Annotated in this window: 19 protein-coding genes and 4 pseudogenes; 9 read left to right on the plus strand and 14 right to left on the minus strand. The window is 60.0% G+C overall.

Translation table 11 applies throughout. The annotated features are described in order from the left end of the window. Positions 1-345: 345 nt before the first annotated feature. Together XI08_RS15645 and XI08_RS15650 are read left to right on the plus strand one after the other, a co-directional pair. Positions 346-1,747: pseudogene (locus tag XI08_RS15645) on the plus strand (TAXI family TRAP transporter solute-binding subunit). 71 nt (positions 1,748-1,818) lie between these two features. Further along, positions 1,819-2,334, plus strand: coding sequence for a hypothetical protein (locus XI08_RS15650; protein ID WP_271575064.1), 516 nt, complete (start codon positions 1,819-1,821; stop codon positions 2,332-2,334). 55 nt (positions 2,335-2,389) lie between these two features. On the opposite strand, the pseudogene XI08_RS15655 reads toward XI08_RS15650, so the two are convergent. The 4 genes and pseudogenes from XI08_RS15655 to XI08_RS46310 all read right to left on the minus strand — a co-directional run. Then, a pseudogene (locus XI08_RS15655) lies at positions 2,390-2,511 on the minus strand (superoxide dismutase); the annotation flags it as partial. 90 nt (positions 2,512-2,601) lie between these two features. Further along, positions 2,602-3,504: a DUF1259 domain-containing protein gene (locus XI08_RS15660; protein ID WP_271575065.1), complete on the minus strand. Its 903-nt coding sequence runs from the start codon at positions 3,502-3,504 to the stop codon at positions 2,602-2,604. Positions 3,505-3,518: 14 nt separating this feature from the next. Continuing rightward, the gene (locus XI08_RS15665) at positions 3,519-3,761 is read right to left on the minus strand and encodes a hypothetical protein (RefSeq protein WP_271575066.1); all 243 of its coding nucleotides are present in this window, start codon (positions 3,759-3,761) and stop codon (positions 3,519-3,521) included. 49 nt (positions 3,762-3,810) lie between these two features. Continuing rightward, a pseudogene (locus tag XI08_RS46310) lies at positions 3,811-4,017 on the minus strand (sulfurtransferase); the annotation flags it as partial. Positions 4,018-4,782: 765 nt separating this feature from the next. On the opposite strand from XI08_RS46310, the gene XI08_RS15675 reads away from it, so the two are divergent. Genes XI08_RS15675 through XI08_RS15685 form a run of 3 tightly spaced genes read left to right on the plus strand, consistent with a single transcriptional unit; the run spans position 4,783 to position 7,221 of the window. Further along, entirely contained in the window at positions 4,783-5,817 is a 1,035-nt protein-coding gene (locus tag XI08_RS15675) for a Cj0069 family protein (protein WP_271575067.1), read from the plus strand. Between the two features lie 4 nt (positions 5,818-5,821). Further along, positions 5,822-6,418: an ABC transporter ATP-binding protein gene (locus tag XI08_RS15680; RefSeq protein WP_028150843.1), complete on the plus strand. Its 597-nt coding sequence runs from the start codon at positions 5,822-5,824 to the stop codon at positions 6,416-6,418. Continuing rightward, the gene (locus XI08_RS15685) at positions 6,415-7,221 is read left to right on the plus strand and encodes an ABC transporter permease (protein WP_271575068.1); all 807 of its coding nucleotides are present in this window, start codon (positions 6,415-6,417) and stop codon (positions 7,219-7,221) included. The genes XI08_RS15680 and XI08_RS15685 overlap by 4 nt, the downstream gene beginning before the upstream one ends. A 22-nt stretch (positions 7,222-7,243) precedes the next feature. On the opposite strand, the gene XI08_RS15690 is transcribed toward XI08_RS15685, so the two are convergent. The 6 genes from XI08_RS15690 to XI08_RS15715 form a co-directional block, all read right to left on the minus strand. Then, positions 7,244-7,828 carry a family 16 glycoside hydrolase gene (locus tag XI08_RS15690; RefSeq protein WP_271575069.1) on the minus strand — a complete coding sequence of 195 codons (585 nt, stop codon included), beginning with the start codon at positions 7,826-7,828 and terminating at the stop codon, positions 7,244-7,246. A gap of 110 nt (positions 7,829-7,938) precedes the next feature. Then, on the minus strand, positions 7,939-8,895 hold the full coding sequence (locus tag XI08_RS15695) for a Fe-Mn family superoxide dismutase (protein WP_271575070.1): 957 nt from the start codon (positions 8,893-8,895) through the stop codon (positions 7,939-7,941). Then, entirely contained in the window at positions 8,850-9,569 is a 720-nt protein-coding gene (locus tag XI08_RS15700) for a hypothetical protein (RefSeq protein WP_271575071.1), read from the minus strand. The genes XI08_RS15695 and XI08_RS15700 overlap by 46 nt, the downstream gene beginning before the upstream one ends. Then, the gene (locus XI08_RS15705; RefSeq protein ID WP_049831783.1) at positions 9,566-9,814 is read right to left on the minus strand and encodes a hypothetical protein; all 249 of its coding nucleotides are present in this window, start codon (positions 9,812-9,814) and stop codon (positions 9,566-9,568) included. The genes XI08_RS15700 and XI08_RS15705 overlap by 4 nt, the downstream gene beginning before the upstream one ends. Positions 9,815-10,821: 1,007 nt before the next feature. Then, the gene (locus tag XI08_RS15710) at positions 10,822-12,378 is read right to left on the minus strand and encodes an ISL3 family transposase (RefSeq protein WP_271575072.1); all 1,557 of its coding nucleotides are present in this window, start codon (positions 12,376-12,378) and stop codon (positions 10,822-10,824) included. 91 nt (positions 12,379-12,469) lie between these two features. Next, positions 12,470-12,706: a hypothetical protein gene (locus tag XI08_RS15715; RefSeq protein WP_271575073.1), complete on the minus strand. Its 237-nt coding sequence runs from the start codon at positions 12,704-12,706 to the stop codon at positions 12,470-12,472. Between the two features lie 142 nt (positions 12,707-12,848). Here XI08_RS15715 and XI08_RS15720 point away from each other — a divergent pair, with 142 nt between their 5' ends. Next, a complete protein-coding gene (locus XI08_RS15720; RefSeq protein WP_271575087.1) occupies positions 12,849-13,484 on the plus strand; it encodes a reverse transcriptase domain-containing protein in 636 nt (211 codons plus the stop codon). Positions 13,485-13,655: 171 nt separating this feature from the next. Here the strand turns inward: XI08_RS15720 and XI08_RS15725 are convergent, their stop codons facing one another. Further along, positions 13,656-14,426, minus strand: a complete 771-nt coding sequence (locus tag XI08_RS15725; RefSeq protein WP_271575074.1) for a LuxR C-terminal-related transcriptional regulator — start codon at positions 14,424-14,426, stop codon at positions 13,656-13,658. Positions 14,427-14,784: 358 nt separating this feature from the next. On the opposite strand from XI08_RS15725, the pseudogene XI08_RS15730 reads away from it, so the two are divergent. Together XI08_RS15730 and XI08_RS15735 are read left to right on the plus strand one after the other, a co-directional pair. After that, positions 14,785-15,861: pseudogene (locus XI08_RS15730) on the plus strand (IS1182 family transposase); the annotation flags it as partial. Between the two features lie 205 nt (positions 15,862-16,066). After that, positions 16,067-16,333 (plus strand): hypothetical protein, encoded by a 267-nt coding sequence (locus XI08_RS15735; protein WP_271575075.1) that lies wholly within the window; start codon positions 16,067-16,069, stop codon positions 16,331-16,333. Between the two features lie 293 nt (positions 16,334-16,626). Here the strand turns inward: XI08_RS15735 and XI08_RS15740 are convergent, their stop codons facing one another. Further along, complete coding sequence (locus XI08_RS15740) at positions 16,627-17,295, minus strand: glycosyltransferase family 2 protein (RefSeq protein ID WP_271575076.1); 669 nt, start codon at positions 17,293-17,295, stop codon at positions 16,627-16,629. 548 nt (positions 17,296-17,843) lie between these two features. Here XI08_RS15740 and XI08_RS15745 point away from each other — a divergent pair. Next, the gene (locus XI08_RS15745) at positions 17,844-18,062 is read left to right on the plus strand and encodes a hypothetical protein (RefSeq protein WP_271575077.1); all 219 of its coding nucleotides are present in this window, start codon (positions 17,844-17,846) and stop codon (positions 18,060-18,062) included. Positions 18,063-18,397: 335 nt separating this feature from the next. Here the strand turns inward: XI08_RS15745 and XI08_RS15750 are convergent, their stop codons facing one another. Both XI08_RS15750 and XI08_RS15755 read right to left on the minus strand, forming a co-directional pair. Further along, positions 18,398-21,220: a putative bifunctional diguanylate cyclase/phosphodiesterase gene (locus tag XI08_RS15750; RefSeq protein ID WP_271575078.1), complete on the minus strand. Its 2,823-nt coding sequence runs from the start codon at positions 21,218-21,220 to the stop codon at positions 18,398-18,400. After that, on the minus strand, positions 21,220-22,113 hold the full coding sequence (locus XI08_RS15755) for a transporter substrate-binding domain-containing protein (protein ID WP_271575079.1): 894 nt from the start codon (positions 22,111-22,113) through the stop codon (positions 21,220-21,222). Before XI08_RS15755 ends, XI08_RS15750 begins: the two co-directional genes overlap by 1 nt. Positions 22,114-22,133 lie beyond the last annotated feature (20 nt).

The following is a 22,133-nucleotide window of genomic DNA, read 5'->3' on the forward strand; positions in this document are numbered from 1 at the left end:
CGGTATCTCTGCGTGGCGACGGCATACGGCCGCGGCCCACGTCCGGCGCCAGCTTGGTAAGATTGCTTATGGGTTCTGAAGGCGAGGGGAATCGCTGCCGGGCAAAAGCCTATTCTCGGGCCGCCGACAGTCTAGCGGCCCTCGTCCTCCCCTCTTGACGTGCTCATCGCCGAAGGCCGGCTCGCCATCGGCGCGCGAAGAGGGATTCTTTCGCAGTCGAATCCCGGCCCTTCGTGACCTCGTTGTCGCGCGTACGGAACATTCCGGTCGGACGCTGGTTCGCCCAAGTTCCCAGCGGCGAACCTGGAGCTCCCAAGCAGCGTTTTGTTCGCGTAGGTTCTGCTGATGTCACCGTCCGATTACTCAGTCAGGAATGCTCACGATCGACGCCAACGAAGGCTATTGATCGTTCTGGCTTTGGGATTTGTTGTTTTCGGTGCCGCAGCGGCCGCCCTCTTCTACGTCTTGCAGCCCGAGACCCTCCGGATCGCCGTCGGACCCTCAGGCAGCGACGATCATCAGGTGGTCCAAGCGATGGCCGAGGCTTTCGAAGAGGAAAGCAGGATGGTCAAGCTTTCGCCCATCACGACGGAAGGAGCGGCCGAATCCTTGGCTTTGCTGGGCGTCGGCAAAGCCGACCTGGCAATCGGTCGCGGCGACCTTGGCATGCCTGCCGACGCGCAGACACTGGCCGTCCTGCGGAAGAACTACGTCGTACTTTGGTCGCCCTCCGGGAGACCGGGCAAAAACTCCAAAAAGGCCACCGGCAGAATCGGAGAAATCGCCGATCTGGCGGGTCGCAAAGTCGGCATTATAGGACGGACCGGAGCTAACCTTGCACTCCTGCGGACGATTCTGGTGGGCTCCGGAGTCGAGCCGGACAAGGTAGCGACGGTCCAATTCGGGACCGAAGATATCGAAAAACTTGCGCAAGACGCCACCCTCGACGCCTATCTCGCCGTCGGCCCGCTCGACAGCAAGATCACTGCCGCCGCGATCGCGGCGACTTCGCGATCGCGCGGAGCTCCGAAGTTCCTTCCGGTCGAAGCATCCGAGGCGATCGCTCTGAAGAACGCCCGCTACGAAGCCGAGGAAATTCCGGGCAGTGTCTTCAACGCGAAACCGGCCTGGCCCGAGGACAAGGTCGACACCATCAGCGTCAACCATCTCATCCTTGCCAGAAAAGAACTTTCAGAAGCAAAGGCGGCGGCCTTCTACCGGCAACTTTTCGCTGTTCGCGACTCGATCGCGCAACGTGCCGCCGGCGCCGCGCACATCACGAAGCCCGAGACGGAGAAGGAGGCGGAGCCCTCCGTGCATCGGGGCGCCGCGGCGGTCAAACGGGACCGAGCGGACCTTTCTGGACAAGTACAGCGACTACTTCTGGTTTGCCTTGCTTCTTCTTTCCGGGATCGGTTCGGCCGCCGCCTGGCTGCGTCGCTATCTGAATCGGGACGACCGGGACGACACCACCAGCCATCGCAACCGGATTCTCGCCGTGGTCTCGGAGCTTCGCAATGCCGGGTCGGAACAGGACATTCTAACATCGCAACAGGAAGTCGACGCGATTATCGGTGAAACCCTGAAGTGCTACGATGATGGAGCGATCGAACAAGATGACCTGACCGCATTCGGACTGGTTCTTGAACTGTTCGATCATGCCGTCGCCGAACGGCGAACGACGCTGCAGAGCGACCCCGCCGATCAGGCAAAATCTCCGGGTCCAACCCTTGCCTCTCGCCGGTAGGCGCCCCCGGCAGGACTCCTCGCGGAACGTCTTGGCTTCGTGCGCCTTGCCTTCTCAGGTCGGAGGATCAAATGGCGCGCTTCTGGACTATACCAATCTTCGGTATCGCTACCGTCTATTTCACCGTCGATGCGCTGTTCTCGGCCGTCACGGGACCGATCGCCGCTTGGCTCAGCAAAAAGAGGCTGCTGGAACGGGTTCGGCGTTGGGTAACGTCGTTGGGGCCCTATCAGTCCTTCGCCCTATTTGCGGTGCCCGTCGTCATATTGGAGCCAGCCAAGCCCCTCAGTGCCTATCTGCTCGGTACGGGCCATTTTCTCCCGGGAGCGATCGTCTTCATTGCCGCGGAAGTCCTGAAGTTGACCGTCGTCGAAAGACTTTTTCATCTGAACAAGAAGAAACTACTGTCGATCCCTCTCTTCGCTTGGGGGTACGGATATTGGCGACGAATGATGGATTATCTGGAGTCCTCCGCGGCATGGCGGACGTCTCGCCGAATGCTCTCTGAAGCTCTGGAGCTGATCGGGAATCTGAAGTCGAGACTGCAATCCCAATTCCGTTCTGCCGGGGCGAGGCGGCTCAAGTAGGCGGCGCCTCACCGCGACGAGCGGGGCTCGGTCGTCGGTTTGGGAGCAGTCGCTCAAGAAGCACCGGGCGGCCTTCCGCGAGCGTCGTCGTATGATCGGCTGCCCACTGGTTGATGAGCCGCCGGTCGCGCGGCGAGGAGGAAGGATCACCCATCCCGATCCTCCGCCCTCCACCTTGTTTCCGAGATGCCGCTGATCGAGTTCGGATCGAACGGCAACGGCCTGCTTTCGTAAAGAAACAGGCGGCTCCTTCGGTCGATCTTTGGCTTAACCCTTCGTGCTGGCAGTCTTGTCGAGGGCCGCGCGCAGACCCTCGGCAAGCTTCACGGCGTCGTCGTTCGCCCAGAAATGCATGAAGAACAACCTCGGCTGCTCATCGAGCATGTGACTGTGCAGCGCGGTCACCTCGATGCCGTGCGCCCGCAGCGCCAAAATGACCGGGTTGACCTCGTCGCCGGTCAACACGAAGTCGCCCGTGATGGCGGCCCTCCCGCCGCCGGTGGGCTGGAAATTGATGCCGATCGCCACACCCATAGGACCGACGGGAGTCAATGGCATGCCCTCTTGCGTGATCGGGTCCCGCCGCTTCACGTTGAACTGGTAGACGCCGCCGTTTGCCTGGCCTTTGACGCCGATGATCTGGTCGAGCTTCGCCGTGTCGAGATCGACGGCCGGCGGCGGGCTCGCCGGCGCCCCGACGGTCAACGGCGTCTTGCTCTCGGCCAACGCATCGTGGATCGCCGAGGACAGCTTGACGGGGTCGCCGTGGCCGGCGACGTGCATGTAGAACGTCGCCGGACTCGCCCGCAGCAGATGGTTGTGCACGGCGGTAATCTCGAGGCCGTTCGCGATCATCTTCGCCATCACCGGATTGATCTCGGTCTCGAGCAGAACAAGGTCGCCCATGACCATCGCGCCGCCGTGTCCGGGCTTAAACGCGACCCAGCCGCCCAGTGCCAGCGACGGCTTGATCGTCACGCCGTCCAAGCTCACCGATAGGTCGCTGCGCGGGAAGCCGTAGCGATGTACGTCGTCGGAGACCGCTGCCTTCCTGCCGAGGGTCTCGTCGACCTTTTGCCAATCGATAGCTTGCGCGCGTGCCATGTAGACGAAGGGCAGGTAGGCGAGAGCGATGCCGATCACGGCCAGGGGCCAGACTGTGCGTTTCATCGTGCTCCTCCACGTCAGTAACGTTCTTTGATCTGGCCGCTGCTGTCGATGATGAGCGTCACCGGCTTGCCGTCCTTCACTGCCTTGGCGGTGGTTCCTTCGGCCGTGGACTTGACGTCTTTCACCTGCGAGTAGCCGGCAGCCTGGATCTTGGCGACCAGCTCTTCTTGGGTCAACGGCGCCAGGGCGTGGGCGGGGGAGAGCCCTGCCGCAAGCGCAACGAAGAGCGCTGCCCGATGAATCGTCGATTTTCGCATGTCTCATCTCCCGGTTGTCCCCGCCCCAGAAGTCGTCCTGCCTCCGGCCTCACCTGACCTTGTTGATCGGCCAGTTGTGAGCCTCCTTGGTCCCGTCGCGGCACCATCGGTAGAACGCGTCGTAGAGCAGGAAACCGACGTTCAACTGCTCGAGGTCGTCGTCGAACATTCGCACCTTCGAGGATCTCGGCAGCGACCTTGCCGCACCGCAGCCAGGCCGGGGCGCCTTCGCTGAGCTTCTTGCCCTTGTGGCAGACCACGACGACGGACTTGGCCCATTAGGCGGGACGCCCAATCCTAGACGTCGAGATGCGAGCGCCGCACGGTGCCAGGAATCAGGCGCGGGTCGGCCGAAAAGCCCTCGTCGATGCGCACATCGACCGCCGTGCCTATCAATCGACAGTTTGTCGGGTGAAATGGAGGTGTACGATGCTGACATGCTGCGCCCTTGGTAGATCAGGACGCGATTCTTGGGCATGGCGCCTCTCGGGGAGATCGCACATCCCCGTAGCGCGAATAGAAGCCCGGATGGAGCGGCTGTCAACCTGGGTATGGCGAAGGATTCCAAGAAATCATCAGACGGACGTCACGGAGATTTCATCCGAAGTTAGGAACTAAGCCGACGCTTTGGCGCCACGTTGAGCTTCAATGGAACCGCCGACTGAGCTTCTTGATGATTTTCCGGAGATCGCTCGCATACTCTTCGATGATCTTGACGGCTTCCTCCAGACGCGAAGGCTTAGGCTCCGGAACTTCCCTGCCTCGTTATGGTCGGTCGGTATCTTTCAAAGCCCCCACGTTCGACGGGGGCGACAAGCGTTGTTGAGCCAGTCAAGGTTCCTCATTGGAATGGCTTCGAGTCCCGATGGACCGGGGGCCTGGTATGAGGTTGGTAGCTCTATTGCTACGATCTTGAAACGTCCGAAGGAGTTCACGTAGACTGCCCCGGGCGGGATCAAGCAGACTCCCGGCGAGACTTCGGTCCAAGTTCTGCGCAGCACGCAACACGTGGAGCTTGCGCATGGATACCGAACGACAACCCTCTCCTCGACGTACAGTCGCCATCCTTTCGCGAGGAGACGCCGTCGCACGTCGAGATGCCACCTCGAAAAACGGCCGCTTCGTCGACGTCTTCGAAGCACTTGCCGCCGTCGGCGTCGAAGGGCGCCCCGCGATCTACGACGAAAGCCTCGCTGACGCCGTCCGCGAACAACTTCTCGCAGTGGACGGCGTGCTCGTCTGGGTCAACCCGGTTCAAGACGGCCGAAATCGCGCCGGTCTCGATGCGCTGCTGCGCGACGTCGCCGCGCAGGGCGTGTGGGTGAGCGCTCATCCAGACGTCATTCTCAAGATGGGCACCAAGGAGGTTCTTTATCGCACCCGCTCGATGGGTTGGGGATCAGACACGGCGCTGTATCAAGCCGTTGCGGCGATGCGCGCCGAGCTGCCGATCCGGCTCGCTGCCGGTCCGCGCGTGATCAAACGCAACCGGGGCAACGGCGGCCAAGGCGTCTGGAAGGTCGAGAAGCTGCCGACATCCTCTATGATCAAGGTCCTGGACGCGACTAAGGACACGCCCGAGGAACTGACGCTGGATGACTTTCTCCGTCGCTGCGTGGAGTATTTCGAGAACGGCAGCGTGACCGACCAGGCGTTCCAGCCTCGCCTGAACGAGGGCGTGGTCCGCTGCTACATGGCCGGCGATCGCTGCGCGGGCTTCGGCCACCACAAAGTCAAAGCTTTGGTCGACTCGCCGGCCGCGCGTTCCGAGGCTGGCCCACGGCTCTATTCGTCCAACGCGGACCCGCGCTTCCAGCGGCTGCGTCGGTTGATGGAGGACGAGTGGACGCCCCAGCTAATCTCGTTGCTGGATATTGGGCGAGACGACCTGCCCATGATCTGGGACGCAGATTTTATGCTTGGCCCCGTCCAGGCTGATGGGAGCGACAGCTACGTGCTCGGTGAGATCAACGTTAGCTCGGTGCATCCTTACCCAAGCGAGGCGCCGGCGGAGATCGCGAGGCGAGTTGCCGACCGGTTGCGGCGCAAGCTTTGACGCCATGCTGACGGTCAACGGGCTCAAGCGCCTGCACATCTCCGTGTCATTCGACTTGCAGGACGGCGAATGCGTCGCCCTGCAAGGGCCTTCCGGGGTCGGGAAGACCTTGTTGCTTCGCTCCATCGCGGATCTCGATCCCAACGAGGGAACGGTCAAGCTGGACGGAACGCTGAGGGAAGCGATGCCCGCCCCCGCCTGGCGAAAGCGAGTGACCTACCTCGCCGCCGAGCCCGGCTGGTGGTCCGACATCGTGCAGGAACACTTCGCGGTCTGGGACGATGCTCTACCTCTGGTCACACGCTTGGGGCTACCGGACAACTGCGGACCTTGGCCGATTCAAAGACTTTCGACCGGCGAGAGACAGCGATTGGGGCTTGTGCGGGCGCTCATGCTGCGATCGCGCGTGCTTCTGCTGGACGAGCCAACCTCGGCGCTCGACTCCGCATCCGCCACGGCCGTGGAATCCTTGATAGCCGAACGCATTGCGGATGGAACGAGCGTCGTTTGGAGCACCCACGACAACGCTCAAGCCCGCCGCATCGGGTCAAGGATTTTTGCGATGAGGCCCGACGGCGGCATCGAGGAAAGCCAGCCGTGACCTACATCCAGCTTTCGTATGGCGATCTGGTCCTACCCGCGCTCCTTGTCGTCATGGACGGCGTCTTCTCGCTTGTTCTCCGCCTCAAGCTTGAGAAGCAACTGGCCATTGCGACCGTGCGCATGGTGGTCCAGCTCGTCCTCGTCGGATACGTGCTGACCTTCCTGTTTGCCGCAGTGTCGCCGCTCTGGACCGCTCTCGCCGCCCTGATCATGGTCCTCTTCGCCTCGCGGGAGATCGTCGCGCGGCAGAAGCGGCGCCTTCCGGGCGTTTGGAAGTACGGTCTGGGCACCGGATGCACGCTGCTCGCCGCCGGTACCGTCACAATGTTCGCGCTCCTGACGGAGCTACGCCCCGATCCCTGGTATCATCCGCGCTATGCGCTACCTTTGCTGGGCATGATGCTGGGCAACACCATGACCGGAATAAGCCTGGGCCTAGACGTGCTCACGAACAGCCTGGTGCGCGAACGAGCCGCGGTAGAAGCTTGTCTTGCGCTGGGCGGTACTCGACACCAAGCCCTGCTGCCTGTAGTACGGGACGCGTTGAGAAGCGGATTCATGCCGATCATGAACAGCATGGCGGCGATCGGCGTTGTTTCTTTGCCAGGGATGATGACCGGTCAAATCCTCGCGGGCGTCGAACCAGTAGACGCTGTTAAATATCAGCTCTTAATCATGTTCTTGATCGCCGGTGGAACAGGATTGGGAACCCTGGCTGCAGTGATGGGGGGCGCTCGCCTGCTCACCGATCACCGACATCGATTACGCCTCGATCGAATTCCCGCTGAAAAGTCCGCTTAAAAGCGCCGGTCATTCTCCCTGCCTATTGCGCTTCGCCGTAGGTGATTTGATCGAACAGCGTCACGCTATCGGCTTTAGTCCACAGTCCGATCCTGCCGGCACCGGCGAAGGTTGAATCCTCGACCTCGAACAGTTGTTTGCCATTGAAGGAGACGCGGAAGCGCGAGCCGCTGAAGTCGATACGCAGGCTGTGCCAGGTGTCGGCCGGAACCTTGACATTGGTTCCGTATCCTCCCTTGCGGCCGACGATGTCGAGCGGGCTTCGGACGCCGTTGACGGTCTTGTAGAGAACGACGTTGTCCTCGAGGGCATTGGCCCGGGTCACGTAGTAGTTGTTCGCGTCCTTTGCCCGCCAGACGATACCGGCGGCGCGGTCCTGCGATCCCGCGACGGCCTTGAATTTGATCTCGACAAAGCCGTCCTTGATGCTGCTGTCGTTCTTCAGCAGCAGCGGGTACGTCGCCCGGCCGGATTGCTTGAGCACCTTCGATCTAGACGGCGCCGTCTCGTCGCTTTCGACCGTCCATTTTGGGTCGCCCGATCCCGTGAGGGTCGAGGTCCAGCCCTCGGGGGCGGCGCCAGTCTGCGTGCTCTCGAAGCCGATCACATGATTCGACATTCACTCACTCCAACGAAGAAAAGCATGGTTGCGATGATGGCGCTGCAGCGTTGAAGGTGAGGCATTGGGCTGGTCCCCGCGCTATCGGGCCGACCGGGTCACTCGAAGAGTTTCACGGGGCCCTTGATTGCCTTCCAAGCGTAATGTCCGCCCGCCATATAGCGGGCATCAAATCCCGCCTTGCGTAGTGCCGAAGCCGTCTGACACCCGATGTGGAAGCCGTAGACGCAGAACGTGACGACGGGTTCGGTCTTCGACAGGGTACCAATCCAGTCGTCGAGCCGTTCGGGATCGCGCCATACGGCTCCGTCCATGATGTCCTGGGCTTTCGCGGTGTAGTGCTTCGGGCGCGTATCGATGATCTGAACCGGCGTCCCCGACTTCATCATCTCCCGGACTTCCTCAACGGAGATCGCTGGCACGTCGCCAAACTCCTTTTGCTCGAGCGGGCGCGGAGGCGCGACCTTGATGGCATCCTCATAACGCTGCTTCACGGCGGACCAATCGATGTTGCGCATGAAGGCCGCGATGTAGGCGCCGGCGTTCGCGCCGAATTCCAGGTGGAAAGCGTGCTCGTACATATCGAGGGCGAGGATCGGGACGCCGCCAGCGATGCTTTGACTGCGTTCCGACGCGATCTGATTGATGAGCCGTCCGTCGCGCGGAACGTAGGTCAGCAGCACCCAGCCCGAGCCGCCGGCCAGTGCGGACGCGATGCCGACGAACTCCTGGCGCCAGCGATCCACCGATCCGAAATCCTTTGCGATGGCGCTTGCGAGGTCGTCCGGCACCACGCGTCCGTCGCCGCCGAGGCTCGCAAAATACAATTCGTGCAGAAGCGTCGAGTTGAGCGCGACAATCTCGTCGCGCTTCAGCCGGGCGAGGGTCGGGTTGGGGGCGTCGCCGAGATCGAGGAGCTCGATCTCCTCAGAAATGATGTTCAAGCGATTGAGGGCCCCGCCGTAGTTGTTTTCGTAGTGGCTTTCAATGAGGCGAGCGGAGATCCCGTTCAACGTCCAGGGACGACAGTGAAGCGGTGCCAGTTGGTAGCGCATCGTAAACTCCTTTGGTCGTCTGGGTTTCCAGCTAATGGAGGGATGAGACTTGGAGGCTTTCGAACAGGGTCGTGCTGTCGGCCTGGGTCCAAAGGCCGACCTTGCCGGGGTGGGCCCGGAAACCTTCTGTCGGTCGCGACAAAAAGCTCCTTGCCGTCGAAAAATACCGTGAAGCGGTCCTCGCTCGCCGCGATACCAAGTGTATGCCGCGCCTCGCCCGACACCCCGATGTCCATGCTTCCGAGCACCTCGCGCCGTCCGGCGGCGATGCGGTACAGGGTGACGCTATTCTCGATCGCGTCAGCGCGTACGGCGTAGTGGTCGTCAGGCGATCTGAACCGAACGACCAGACCGGCCGCGGGGTCGTTCTTGCCGTTGGTCAGGAAGCGCGTCGACACGTAGACGTCACGTCCGGAGAAGTGCCGGTAAAAGGCGAACGCTAGGCGGCTTTCGCTTGGCTCGGATGCGGTCCGCGCCAATCCTCGACCGGCGTCGTCATCAATGATCGACCATTTCGGCGGACCCCCGTCGCCTGAGGCGCCAAAATCAAAATCGGCAAGCCGTTCTGACGTATCGAATGTGACCGTATCGGCCGAAGGATGCGATGCCGTCGGTCCACACGCAAACAAGAGCATGCAGATCGGGAGCAGGCAGGGGAAATAGCGCGTCCTCACGGCTTTGCGCTCCCTACGGGAAGCGTTACCGGTTCGGAATGTTGTTCGAAATCGGCAAGCTCCATTGCGCGCAGCGCGATCAGGAACCCGTCGCGTACTTCTGTCTTATTGCGGTAGTAGGCGGCTGAGCACTCGGCAGATTTCGTCAACGCCGTTTGCGGCGGATCGTCATCTGCAGACGTCCGCTCAGAAGCAGACGGCAGAAGAAAGTCATTGGTAGGAATGGGAGGCCAGTTTTCGTCCATGTGTGCAATTCCTCGACAAGTCGAGCGATGCACAGTTCTTGGACCGGAGCCTCAAGGGGAGACTGCATTTCCCCTAGGCACTTCATAATTCAGCGAGGTGAGAAATGCAATATGCGGCGATCGGCTCCGTGATCGCCTGCGGTCGGCTCGGGGATGAGCGCGAACCTCTTGAATATCCTTTCGCGGATTCGTCATGGGAAACCGTTATTCGGCGGCGGCCCAGCCGCGCCAACGCCGGCCTCGCCGGAGGCGCTCTCAGCGGCCCATCAGGGGCTGCCATCACGATAGTGACTGGCAGCGGCAGTCTGAAGCCTTCGACGGTAACGGAGACTGTCGTCATCCACGCCTGACGGGAGCTATCGCGGGCGGGATCATCGCGTTGGCCGTCGGCTTCCTTGCAGAAGCGTTCTCGAAGGCCCTCCGAGGGGTTGAGTGTGACCACGTAACCTCTAAAAAGTGTTCTAAGACGGCGACTTCGAACGCCTCGAAATCGACCGAGATTGAAGGCCGAATCGGCCGACCAGGTGGTACACAGCGGTGGTCACAAAACTCGGCCGGGCGTTATAGAAATCCTTATTTTTCGGCGGTTTTCGCGAATTCGGGGCATCGGGGAAGAGAGTCCCACTTTCTCCGCCAAGGTCCTCTCCCTGATGGCAACTATTTGCTTTGAACGCATGACCCGGGACGGCAGCGTGCGGAATGTTATACGGCTCCGAGCTCAAGCGCGGACGAGTGCGCTCAGTCCTCAAGTGGGTTTGAGTTTGTCGGTCAATGATGATCCACAGATCAGACCCGCTCGTTTACGCGGCGATCAGCCTCGGCAATGGCTGCATCGACATCTTTGATCCGAAACCGGATGCCTGGCGTCAAATGGATCCTGATCGGGTGGCCGGTGCGCGTGTAACCTCCTCCCGGGAAGACCTCGTAGGTGTTTCCGTAGACTCCGAGCCCGTGACTGTCAATCGGCGTTCAAATTTGGCTCTGACGCAATCTTGGTGCAGCTCCTTTCATTCTGCGCCGACTAACCGGGCTTGGAGCAGATCGATCTTCCCGCGGCCATACATTTGGCGCCTGACGAGCTTGAGGCGCGTAATCTGTCCTTCGGTTTGTCCGTTCGACCAGGGCGACGTGATTGCGGCTCGGACTGCCGCTTGGTCTCTCCCGACGCCGCTCGCGAACGAGGCGACGAGACTGGCGCGGGCACGCTCGATCCAAGGAGCGAGGCCCGCCTCGGTCTTACGCCGGATCATCAGGTGGAATTCGGCGATGATCTCGCGTGCCTCGACCAGAGTTGGCACGCCAGCTTCGATCGCCGCGACCGTGACGGTCTCCGCTTTGGTGAGCAGGTCCCGTCCGATTGTCATGAGGCGAGCGATCGTTCTGGCCGACGGAATCCTCTGAAGGTTTTGTGTGTCGGTCCTTTCCGCTCGTCGTCTGCGGGTTGCCCACTCGCTGATGACACGGAGCGAGCCTCGGAAGCCACGCCCTTTCAAACGGCGCCAAAGTTCAGCCCCGTTGCGGCAGCCAGACGCCCACTGCTCGTCCAGCCATGGCAAGTGCACATCCAACGAACTTTGCCGGGTTCGGAACACGTCGTGACGTTCGCCGCGGACCACCTGTCGCACCAGCTTCCTGCTGTGGCCGGTCTGACGCACGATCTGCTTGATAGGTATGCCATTCTTCGACAGAGCCAGGATGGCCGCGTTGGTCTCCTCGCGGCGCAGATAGCCCTCATACTGGAGGCGCTCAGCGGCGGTGAGTAGCTTGGGATCGATCGTGGTCGCACCGATGACGGTGCGTATCTGGCGCATCGATTTGCGGACCGCATCGAGGAAGGCCCGACTGGCGTTCTCCATCAGATGCCAACGGTCGGCGACCTGTACTGCGTGCGGCAGGGCCTTGGCCGCGGCTTCGCCATATCCGCCGCCGCGGTCACGGGCGACGATTGCGATCGTGGGATGAGCAGCGAGCCAGGCTTGGGCCGTCGCCGGCTCACGATCCGGCAACAAAGTGACGACCCTGCGCCTTTCCAGGTTGCAGACGATGCTGGCGTATCGGTGATTGCGCCGCCAGGCCCAGTCATCAATGCCGATGACCCTGAGCGGGTCAGCTGGGGGACGGCTACGGTGCCGAACCACCCGAAGAAGGGTATCTTTGCTCACCGGCAGCATCAGCCGCTTTGCGAAGACTGCTGCCGGTCTACCCCCAAGCGCCAAGCCAAGGTGGTGAACGATGGACTCCAGCCTCGCGGTGCGGCGCGCCGAAGGCGCCAGTACGCCTTCGCCGAAGCGCTCAGTGAAGATCCGACGCCCGCACAGAACCGCGTCGCAGCGAAAACGGCGGGCGATTACCAGGAGCTGGACGATCCGACCCGAGAGCGGCAGATCGGTCACGCGGCGCCGGTAGCGGCTATGGACACGCCGCGAAACCGTTCCGCACGATGGACACAGGCCGACGCTGCCGGACGCCCGAACCACAACGATCGCCTTATTACCCTCGTAGTAAGCACTCTCTACAACAAACCCACGCGGCACCAAACTGGAGCGGTGGAGTGCCTGCTGCATGGCGCTGATTCTCCTCCAATCAAAGCGCCAGACATCCTCCAAACTGCATCAAAAGTGAGTCAGAGCCAATTTTGGACGCCGATCCCCCGGCTTAGGGGGTCAATATTGCAGGCCGAATGACAAACAGGCTTGCTTGTCGGCGCTGCAGGCGATCGAAGACCAATCGCAGGAGCAGGAGGTTTGTCTGCGTCTCGCCGAATCCGTGACTAGCTTCCTCGAGCGCCTCCGCTCGTCCGTCGGCGCGCTCGATATAATCGAACGCCAACGCGTGCTGCGCCTTCTCGTGAAGGAAGTCCTCGTTGGCGACGACAAGATCGTCATCCGCCACTCCATCCCCCTCCCACCCACCCCTCCCGGTGGAAAGGCGCCGGGCGCCGCCAATAGCTCCGTGACCGCTCCCCCACCGCAAAGTTATCTTTTGCGTTCAGGGAGCCATCAGCCCGCTCCTTGCCAACATCTTCCTGCACTACATCCTTGATCTCTGGACCCATCAGTGGCGTCGTCGCCGCGCACGCGGTCGCATCGTGATCGTGCGCTATGCGGACGACTTCGTTATGGGCTTCGAGAGCAAGGCAGATGCGCAGGAAATGCTCTTGGCCCTCAAGGCGCGGTTGACCAGCTTCGGCCTGATGCTCCATGAGGACAAGACGCGGTTGATCGAGTTTGGCCGGTTCGCGGCCCTCTCGCGTCAGCGGCGGGGCGAGCGACGGCCCGAGACCTTCGCCTTCCTCGGCTTCACCCACTACTGCGGGCGGACCCGAGATGGCCGGTTCATCGTGAAGCACAAGACGGAAGGGAAACGCCTGACGCGCAAGCTGACGGCGTTGCGCCAGGAGGCCTGGCGGCTCATGCACGTGCCACTGGCCGCGCAGCACGAGCGGTTCGCCGCTGTGTTGCGTGGACACTATGGCTACTATGGCAGGCCGCACAATTATCCAGCGCTCAACGGCTTCTACCGCGAAGTGCGTCGGACCTGGCCGCGTTGTCTGAGACGGCGGAGCCAGAAAAGTCGGCGCATGGGCTGGCCGGAGTTCGAGACCCTGACGGCACGCTTCCGCCTGCCGACTCCACGCATCACTCGCACATGGGCGCAGGCGCGGATATGACGCGGGTTACCCTCGGGAAGAGCCGGGTGCGGGAAATCCGCCCGCCCGGATCTGTGAGGGCGAAAGCCAAATGGCTGAGCTACTCGACCACTGCTCCGGGATTGCATCTGTAGGAGCCGGCCCCGAGCAAGACGTTGTTGCCAAGCGCGCGCAAGCTGGAAAATGCAGCGATCACCCGGCTGGTCTTCGAAAGAGAGGCCTGTCCGTGGGCTGCGCCCATCGATCGCCAACGATCAACTCGGAACCTGGGCCTGAGCCATTACCCCGGTCGATCGAGAACCTCTTGCTTCTCATTCTGCTAGCCAACCTGTCCCTGGGCCCGACCAACTTCGCGGCTATAAAGGCCGCCTCCGTCCGATTACGGGCACAAAGCGCGCGCAGAAGCGCCGCTGTATGGATCTTGCTGGTTCCTTCCGCGATGCTTAGCTCCCGCGCAATCTCTTTGTTCGACATTCCTTGGGCCAGCAGCGGAAGAATTTCGTTCTGCCGGCGTGTCAATCGCAGAGCCTCCAAATTGAAGTTGACCGTCTGAGGGGGCTCTGGTCGGCCTACATCATCATCGGCCAACCACCGCGGAACATAGATGCGTCCAGACAGCAAATCGCCGACCGCGGACAGCAATTCCTCATCCGACTGAAGCTTGGGCAAGAATCCATGAAAGCCAGCCGAAAGACATTTCAGCACGTCGGCGCGGCTGCTCGAAGCCGACATCACTGCAATACGAGTAGCGGGCCTCAAGTCGACGACGTCCGAGAGAACCGCGAGCGAACGTTGATGGAGACAACCTAGATCGATCAGGATCAAATCGATGCCTGTCTCCAGCTCAAAATTCTCGAGCTGTGACGTGTCTATGACGCGGGACTTCTTAAACCTGGCCTCAACTACTTCTCGGAGACCACTACGATAAACACTGTGCTGATCAACTATTAAAATAACTGGCACTGCTCAATCTCCGAGCAATCCCGTACTCTTACCGGGACTCTCACATCGCTGGCAGCTTGAACTGATGAAACGACAAAACAACCTCACCCATTGAGACTTCTGCTCTCGGTGTCCCCTCCCTCTGGCTACACGCTGCCACCCTAATCAGGGTTGCTGCATTGCAAAAATATTATGATTAGTTGTGGGAAAGTCAACTGGTTATAGCAATGCGTTTCCCAACGCTGCCGCGCCGGCAGGCCTCGACTTGGCTCCATCGGCGTCGGCAGACAGCTTTACGCCAGTAGACGCACTAGCTTCGCCGGAACTGGAACAACGTCTAAGCGATCCGATTGAAGTTTGTTACGGCTTCGCTGGGATATGCGCGCGCTTCGTCGAACTCTGCCGTGAGATGGGTCTCCTCACGACGGCGAGCGTCGCCATCGATGGCAGCAAGTTCAAAGCCGTGAACAACCGGGACAGGAACTTCACACGGGCGAAGGTGGAGCGGCGGCGCGCCCAGCTGGAGGAGAGCGTCGCGCGCTATCTGAGCCAACTTGACGCGGCCGACCGGCAGGAGCCGGCGGAGGTGCTGGCAGCCAAGGTGACGAGGTTGACCGAGAAGCTGACGAAGCTGAAGGAAGAAATGGGCAAGCTTGCTGCCTACGAGAAGCAGATGCTTGCTTCGCCCGATCAGCAAATCTCCCTGACTGATCCCGACAGCCGTTCGATGGCCACGAGCGGCCGCGGCTCCGGGGTCGTCGGCTACAACGTGCAGGTCGCCGTCGACACCGAACATCATTTGATCGTGACGCACGAGGTGACGAACAGCGGTTCCGATCGGGCACAACTCGCCAATATGGCCAAGCAGGCGAAGGCTGTTCTAAAGACCGAAACGCTCGAAGCTGTCGCCGATCGCGGCTACTTCAACAGCCCGGAGATCCTCGCGTGCCACGAGGCCGGCATCACGGTAACGCTGCCTAAGCCGCAGACGTCGGGCGCCAAATCCGAGGGGCGCTTCGGTAAGCAGGACTTTGCGTATTTGCCAGGGGAGGACCTCTATCGCTGTCCGGCTGGGGAGCGATTGCCGTATCGCTACACAAACGAAGAAGACGGCAAGATGCTGCGGCGTTACTGGACCACAGCCTGTCAAAATTGTTCACTCAAATCGCAATGCACGACCGGGCCAGAGCGGCGGATTACGCGATGGGAGCATGAGCATCTGCTCGAGGCTGTGCAGCAGCGCCTTGATGCAAACCCACAGGCAATGCGCCAGCGTCGTGAGACCGTCGAGCATCCGTTCGGCACCATCAAGGCCCGCATGGGAGCGACACACTTCCTCACCAAAACCCTCCCAAAAGTAGCCGCCGAGATGGCTCTCTCGGTCCTGGCCTATAATCTGACGCGGGTCATGAACATCGTCGGGAGCAAGCAATTGATGGCTGCGATCGGCGCCTGAGACAGGGCGCGGTCCCTAGCTCCGGACCGACGCCCATTGGAGCCGTTTTTACACGGCCAAGACCCAAGGCAAACATGGCCGCGGCTCATCTCAGGGCTATCGCAGAGGCCTTTGTCGGCCTTCTGAAAGTTACGCGTAGAGGCTCGAGCTCTCACAGAGATACCCCGATTCCTTAACCACCGGTGAGCGCATCAGCATGTCTTTAATGAGCACGGCACTGTCCGATCTCGGCGCACCGGCGATTAGTTTCACCAACAGTCAAGCCGGAGGGATGACCGACGACTCGCACTCTTCCGCGCGCATTTTGGATGTACGGCCAATTCGCGTGCGCGAGGAGCTCGATCGCGGACGCATCGTGGTGTTTGCCGGCTTTCAGGACGTGAAAACGCGCATGACTTCCGATTCGGAGTCGCTCGACACGTTGCTGCGCACGCTGGAGAAGAGCAAAGACGCCAACAGCGTGACGCCTTGAGTTCGGTGAGCCTCACTTGCTTTGGCGGCGCTTCTTCAGACTTGCCATTTAAGGCGATTCAGGTTCTGCAACATCACGGGATTGTCGCCGACAGATGCGTTTTGTCACCACATTCTGTGAATTTGATCATTCCTGCGGAGAACCGCGAGGCCGCGATCAAGCCTTTGCATTCGCTGATCTAGTTGACCGTTTTGCCCTAAAATATAACGGCACTCCGCGTGAGAAACTCGGCGTGAGGCTGTCGCCCGAGCGGTCACATCGGCGCGGAGCGGAGGGCTCGATCTTCGTACAAGTCACATCTTGACAGCGTTCGCTCCATAGTGTTGGCAATACAGACTGGTCGCCACGCGTTCTACACCGGCCGGCTCTCGTCCATTCGCGAAGGCGACCCCCGACCGGTTTCGCCACAACATCAGAATGTCCCGCTGTTCCGGGCCGAAGAAACGACGAAAGTCCAATAGTTCGCAATCGGCACGATAGGGCGCGTCATCGCCACGAGTCATATAGGCGTCGAACAGCTGAACCCGCACGCCGTCGTAGTCGCTGGAATGAGTTCGTTCGATGTATCCGCGCAGATCTCCGGTAACACGCTCATCCGGATCGAAGCAAAACGTCCAGTCGAACTGCAGATGTTCGCGCGCCGTCTGCAGCAAAAGTCCGCGATGTCGACGCTCGGCAATCCGGCGCGCGTCGATGTCCGCTTCCCACGACCGATTTGTCACAATCAGAGCGACTTTTGGGTGCCCGCCAAGAATCTCCAGCGTTCGATCCGTACTCGCGTCATCATAGGCGACTATCGCATCCACGTGCTTGCCGACGTAGTCCAGTGCATCTCGGAGAATAAGTGCCTCATTGCGAACGCGGGTGATTCCGATCAAAAAGTGCCGATGACAGACGAGGCCTCTGTTGCAAACAATGATTTGCTCACGGTCCCGGAGCTGCCAACTGCTCGTGCCCGACATGGTCACCACCTGACTGCGACATAGAATTGGCACCAATGATGGTGGACGGGCGCAGTAACTGCAAGGGTCAAGAATTGTAGGGCTGATGTTGCCAGCGGTACGCCGCTAACGCGATATTGGGGACAACCAATCCTGCGGCCCGTTTGGGAGGCGCCCGAAATGGAACGTCGTCTGTTGGCCGATGCTGTTGAAAAGTAGCATCGCTGAGTATCCATTCTTCACTCGCGAGAGACATTGGTGCTGCTTTGGATGAATCTACAAGCATCGCGGCGAAACGGAATCAACCTCACACCGGAGAGGCCTGGGAGAGCAGACTAAGCCTGTCCAGTTCCAGAATTAACCCGCAGCACGGACATCAATGTTAATGTGAGGCTTTGATTGCGGCGGCGCATTGGAGCGTTAGGTTTGCGGACCGGACATTGCCCGTCCGGGTCCACCCCGGCGAGCCTTCGCGCCATCATACTCGGCGCGTCGGTTTCGTTCGCTGGCTACGCGCGAGTATCATTTTGAAGAGGCCGTCGAAACACGAGACTCTCGATCTCGGCGAGATGCGGCGGCAGATCACGGCCCTGCGATCCCGGCACTCGGAAAATCTACGCATCACCTATCTGTTGAACAGGCTGCTGATCAAGATTGCATATCTCAGTGAACCGGAGAGCGCAGCTCACGCGGAGGAGCTGCGCGAAGCGTTCGCCAGAACGATGGCGGATATCGAGAAACGCGTCACGAACAACGTCCGCAAGCCGTCCGGTAAGACTAACAAGTAGATCACATTGCGCAAGACGATCGCCGGGTTGAGGCTTACCTGTAGCCGCGGAGATGCCCATGTATCGCGCAAAGGCCGCCTTCGCGGCTACGGGCTGCCGCCGTCGCAAGCGGCGGCCCCGCCCATGAGAGGCCTAGTAAGCGCACCGCACTACTCGTGACAGGGATGGCGGTCTCGGAGAAAACTGGTGGGCAGCCTTGCATCTTCGATGTCGTTCTTCTTGATATCTTCAACATCTGGGCGGCGTTCTGCTGTCCTGAGAAGCCAGTCGTTAGTTCCGCGAAATCATTCTCAAACATACGCTTGCTGTTGTGGTGAGCGTCAGGCGCCGAAGGCCTATGCGAACGTCCGATTGACCGGCCCGCGTACTCGTTTGGAACGGCGACGCGGCGAGAAAGCTCGGGCAAGACTCTCAAAATCCCCCGGGGGTAAGGGACGTCCGAACAAATAGCCCTGGTAGTTGAGCTGTCCATGTTGCGCCAGGAAAGCATATTGCTCTTCCGTTTCGACGCCCTCGGCGATGACTGAAAGGCCAAGGCTCTTGCTAAGGGCAATGATCATCTGGGCTATGGCAGCGTCATTAGGGTCGACTAAGATGTCCTTGACGAAGCTGCGATCGATCTTGAGCTGATCAAGTGGCAAACGCTTGAGATATGAGAGCGACGAATACCCGGTTCCGAAGTCATCGAGGCTGAATCCGATGCCAATTGTCTTCAATTTGTCCATCTTGGCGATCAGATCATCGACGTTGCTGACCAATGTGCTTTCGGTGAGTTCGATTTTGAGACGATGGGGATTAGCGCCGGTTTGCTCGACGATCGCGCGGACCTCTTCGACAAAAGTCTTTTGACGCATCTGCAGGGCGCTGACATTGATGGCGATGGTTAGGCGTTCGGTCGCTGGATCGGTCGACCAGCGAGCCAGCTGATGGCAGGCGGTTTTCAGCATCAAGGCGCCGAGCGGGAGGATGAGACCGGTGCTTTCCGCCACCGGGATGAATTCGCTAGGAGAAATCATGCCTTTCTGCGCATGCGGCCAGCGCGCCAGCGCTTCTGCGCCCAGCAGCCTTCCTTGATGATCTACTTGCGGCTGGTAATGCAGTAAAAGCCTTCCTTTCTTAAGATCTTCTCGTAGGTCGCTCTCGAGCGCCGCGCGGGCTGTAATCATGGTCTGCATCGCCGGGTCAAAGAACCGGAGGCCATTTCGGCCCGCGGTTTTTGCATCGTACATCGCGAGATCGGCCCTTTTCAGCAATTCGTCAACATTGCGGTCCTCAGGCGAAAACAAGGTCACGCCAACGCTGGGTGTACAGGGATATTCATACGTATCGAGTTGAAAGGCATCGGTGAAGGCTGCGAGAATCTGTTCGCCTATGGCTTCGGCCTGCAAGGCAGCGGCCTTTGCTTTCTGTGTCCCGAGATTGGCGAGGAGAACCACAAATTCATCGCCGCCAAAGCGGGCAACGGTATCATCAGCCCTGACACAATGGGATATGCGCTGAGCCGCACTTTTCAGCAGCATATCGCCCATGTGGTGGCCTAGTGAGTCGTTCAGCGTCTTGAAATTGTCGAGATCGATGAAGAGCAGAGCGCCGTAGCACTTGCTGCGAATATTGGCGTTGAGAGCCTGACGCACGCGGTCGATCAGCAGGACACGGTTCGGCAGCCCTGTCAGCTGGTCAAAATAAGCAAGTTCCTGGATCTTTTCCTCGGCGTGCTTGAGTTTAGAAATATCATAATACGAACCGATGTAATTGGTGACTTCGCCCGTCTCGTCTTTCACCGCGGATATGGTCAGCCAGCGCGCGCAATTTTCTCCGCTCTTGGTCCTCAGACTCATATCCCCTTGCCAGCCGCCAGTAAGTTGTACGGAATTCCACATACCGCGGTAGAATTCGGTATCACGCCTTTGGGACCGGAACAGCCTCGCTGTTTGTCCCACCAATTCTTCCACCGCATAGCCGGTCAAGCTAACGAAGGCGCGGTTGGCACTGAGGATTACGCCTTTGGCGTCGGTGACGATCATGCCTTCCTGAGCATTGAAGGCGGCGGCGGCTATGCGCAGTTCAGAATTCGACTTGTCCAGCGCCTCGCTCTGCCGGTGCAGATCGGCCTCGATGGCTTCGCGACGTCTGATCTCTTGCGAGAGAGCCAGATTATTTTCGGCCAGCTCCGCTCGGTGGCGATTGGACTCGACGAACTTGATTTGTAGCCGCGCCGCATTTTGACGCATTCGCTCGAAGCCGATCGCCAGCATGAATAATACGATAGCGAAGAGCCCGAGGTAAAAAACGGAGGCGGATGAAAGCGTGCGGCCGTAAAGTTCATCCTCGCCGGCCAGCCGTAGGAGGGAAAGTCGCGTGCCGGCTACTGGCGAGCGAAGTGCGAGATATCCCTTCAGTTCGGGAGCGCTGAGATTTGACAGAGCGTGTATGCGGCCGGACGGAAGCGCGGCCAGCGAGGGGCCTTGGGTGGCAACGGTCGAGTGCTCCCGCTCGATCGGGAGCAGCACCTCGCCGTCGTCTCCCAGGAGGAATTCGCGCGGCTGTCCGAGGTCGTTGGTAGCCACTAGTGAGGAAAGTAGATTGAGGCTGCTTACGGTCTCGACCTTTCCCCTTATCTTGCCCTTTTGAAGTACCGGTGCGCTGGCCACAATCAGCCGGCGCTTGTCATCGATCTGAATGCTTGGTTCGGCCAGGTTATTACGCGCCGGAGAAGATGCCGCCGCGCTGGACGAGCCGACATCAACCTGCGCGACGCCGTTGCGATCAAAGAAACCCAATCGCAAATAAGTGGCTTGGCCCTGATATTTCTCCTGATCCAGTGTCGCCTGAAAGCGGCCCTCGATTGCGGCTAAATTGGCGAAGAGGCCATATTTGACGGACATTCCGAGATCGAGATTGCTGAAATAATTAGATATGTCCTCGCTGCCGGCGAGCCGCGCGGCGGCTTGCCGGCGCTCAGTCAAAAAATCGTTGATCTCGGTGGCGCGGGCTTCGCCGATCGACACCAGACGCGCATCCGCGTTTTGCCGCAATTCCACTTGGGACGTATAGAGATTGCCAATCAGAAAAAACATCGACAGCAGAAAGGCCGCTGCTGCTATCAAGAGCCAACGCGGAGCCAACGATCGACTGAAGCTGATCAGCGAAGATACCATCAATGCGTTTTCGCGAAATATTCCGGGAAGAATCGACGGATGCCGGGATAATATTTGTCCACCAGCCGGTCATAGAAGCCGGAGGCCTTGATCTCGCTCAAATATGCGTTGAATTCATTGCGCAACGCTGGCGCGTCCTTCGGAAAGGCGGTTGCCAGCATCTGCCTGTCGGAGATCGGCCCCAGAATCTTAATTTTGCCCGCCCATTTGCGCAAATCGAGAATGGCGTCCGGTACGTCAAGCAGCGTCAGTTCGGCTTCCTTGTTGAGCATAGCCGGAACCATCTCATTGAGGTTGGCGCTCTTGTTGTAAGTCTTCAAGTCAATCCCGACGTTGACCAAACCATAATTGGACGGATCCAGGCAGGTGCGCTCCATCACGAGCACGCTCTTGGATCCGATGGCCTTCCGGGTATTGAGGATATCGGCCGCGAGATCGGCGCCGTCCTCGATCGGCTGAAGATCAGAGTCGGCTGGTGCCACCAACAGAACCTGGGACGGAAGAGTCGGCTCGGAATATAGCAGGATCGCCTCACGCCACGGTAGAACAGTGAAGCCGCTCGATATCACGTCGCCTTTAATCGGATAGTCACCTGCCAGGGTAACTTCGCCGTTTTTGCGAACCACGTCCTTGCCGAGCAAGTCGCGGATCACCGAATAAAAATCCGAGTAGACAAGCTTGTAGGATACGCCAATTCGTTTGGCGAAACCCTGCATCAGCTCGACGTCTAGACCATCACCTGCGCCGGTCACAAAATTGGCGTAGCGGATGCCGATATGGCGAATTTCGCCACGCTGCTTGATCTCTGCAAGATCAGCTGCCCAGCTTGAGGTCATGAAAAGGAAGGCCATGGCGCCGCTCAGCGACCCAAGGACGAAGCGTTTCGGGAACATGGAAGGCGCACTTTATTTGT

Origin of the sequence: Bradyrhizobium sp. CCBAU 11361 (assembly GCF_028128935.1) — a bacterium.
In the GTDB taxonomy this organism is placed as follows: domain Bacteria; phylum Pseudomonadota; class Alphaproteobacteria; order Rhizobiales; family Xanthobacteraceae; genus Bradyrhizobium; species Bradyrhizobium niftali.

Bases quoted from the DNA above. Each gene is read 5' to 3' on its own strand.
- XI08_RS15650 (WP_271575064.1), top strand. From the start codon at position 1,819: ATGGCGCGCTTCTGGACTATACCAATCTTCGGTATCGCTACCGTCTAT.
- XI08_RS15660 (WP_271575065.1), bottom strand. From the start codon at position 3,504: ATGAAACGCACAGTCTGGCCCCTGGCCGTGATCGGCATCGCTCTCGCC.
- XI08_RS15665 (WP_271575066.1), bottom strand. From the start codon at position 3,761: ATGCGAAAATCGACGATTCATCGGGCAGCGCTCTTCGTTGCGCTTGCG.
- XI08_RS15675 (WP_271575067.1), top strand. From the start codon at position 4,783: ATGGATACCGAACGACAACCCTCTCCTCGACGTACAGTCGCCATCCTT.
- XI08_RS15680 (WP_028150843.1), top strand. From the start codon at position 5,822: ATGCTGACGGTCAACGGGCTCAAGCGCCTGCACATCTCCGTGTCATTC.
- XI08_RS15695 (WP_271575070.1), bottom strand. From the start codon at position 8,895: ATGCGCTACCAACTGGCACCGCTTCACTGTCGTCCCTGGACGTTGAAC.
- XI08_RS15705 (WP_049831783.1), bottom strand. From the start codon at position 9,814: ATGGACGAAAACTGGCCTCCCATTCCTACCAATGACTTTCTTCTGCCG.
- XI08_RS15710 (WP_271575072.1), bottom strand. From the start codon at position 12,378: ATGCAGCAGGCACTCCACCGCTCCAGTTTGGTGCCGCGTGGGTTTGTT.
- XI08_RS15735 (WP_271575075.1), top strand. From the start codon at position 16,067: ATGAGCACGGCACTGTCCGATCTCGGCGCACCGGCGATTAGTTTCACC.
- XI08_RS15740 (WP_271575076.1), bottom strand. From the start codon at position 17,295: ATGTCGGGCACGAGCAGTTGGCAGCTCCGGGACCGTGAGCAAATCATT.
- XI08_RS15745 (WP_271575077.1), top strand. From the start codon at position 17,844: ATGCGGCGGCAGATCACGGCCCTGCGATCCCGGCACTCGGAAAATCTA.
- XI08_RS15750 (WP_271575078.1), bottom strand. From the start codon at position 21,220: ATGGTATCTTCGCTGATCAGCTTCAGTCGATCGTTGGCTCCGCGTTGG.
- XI08_RS15755 (WP_271575079.1), bottom strand. From the start codon at position 22,113: ATGTTCCCGAAACGCTTCGTCCTTGGGTCGCTGAGCGGCGCCATGGCC.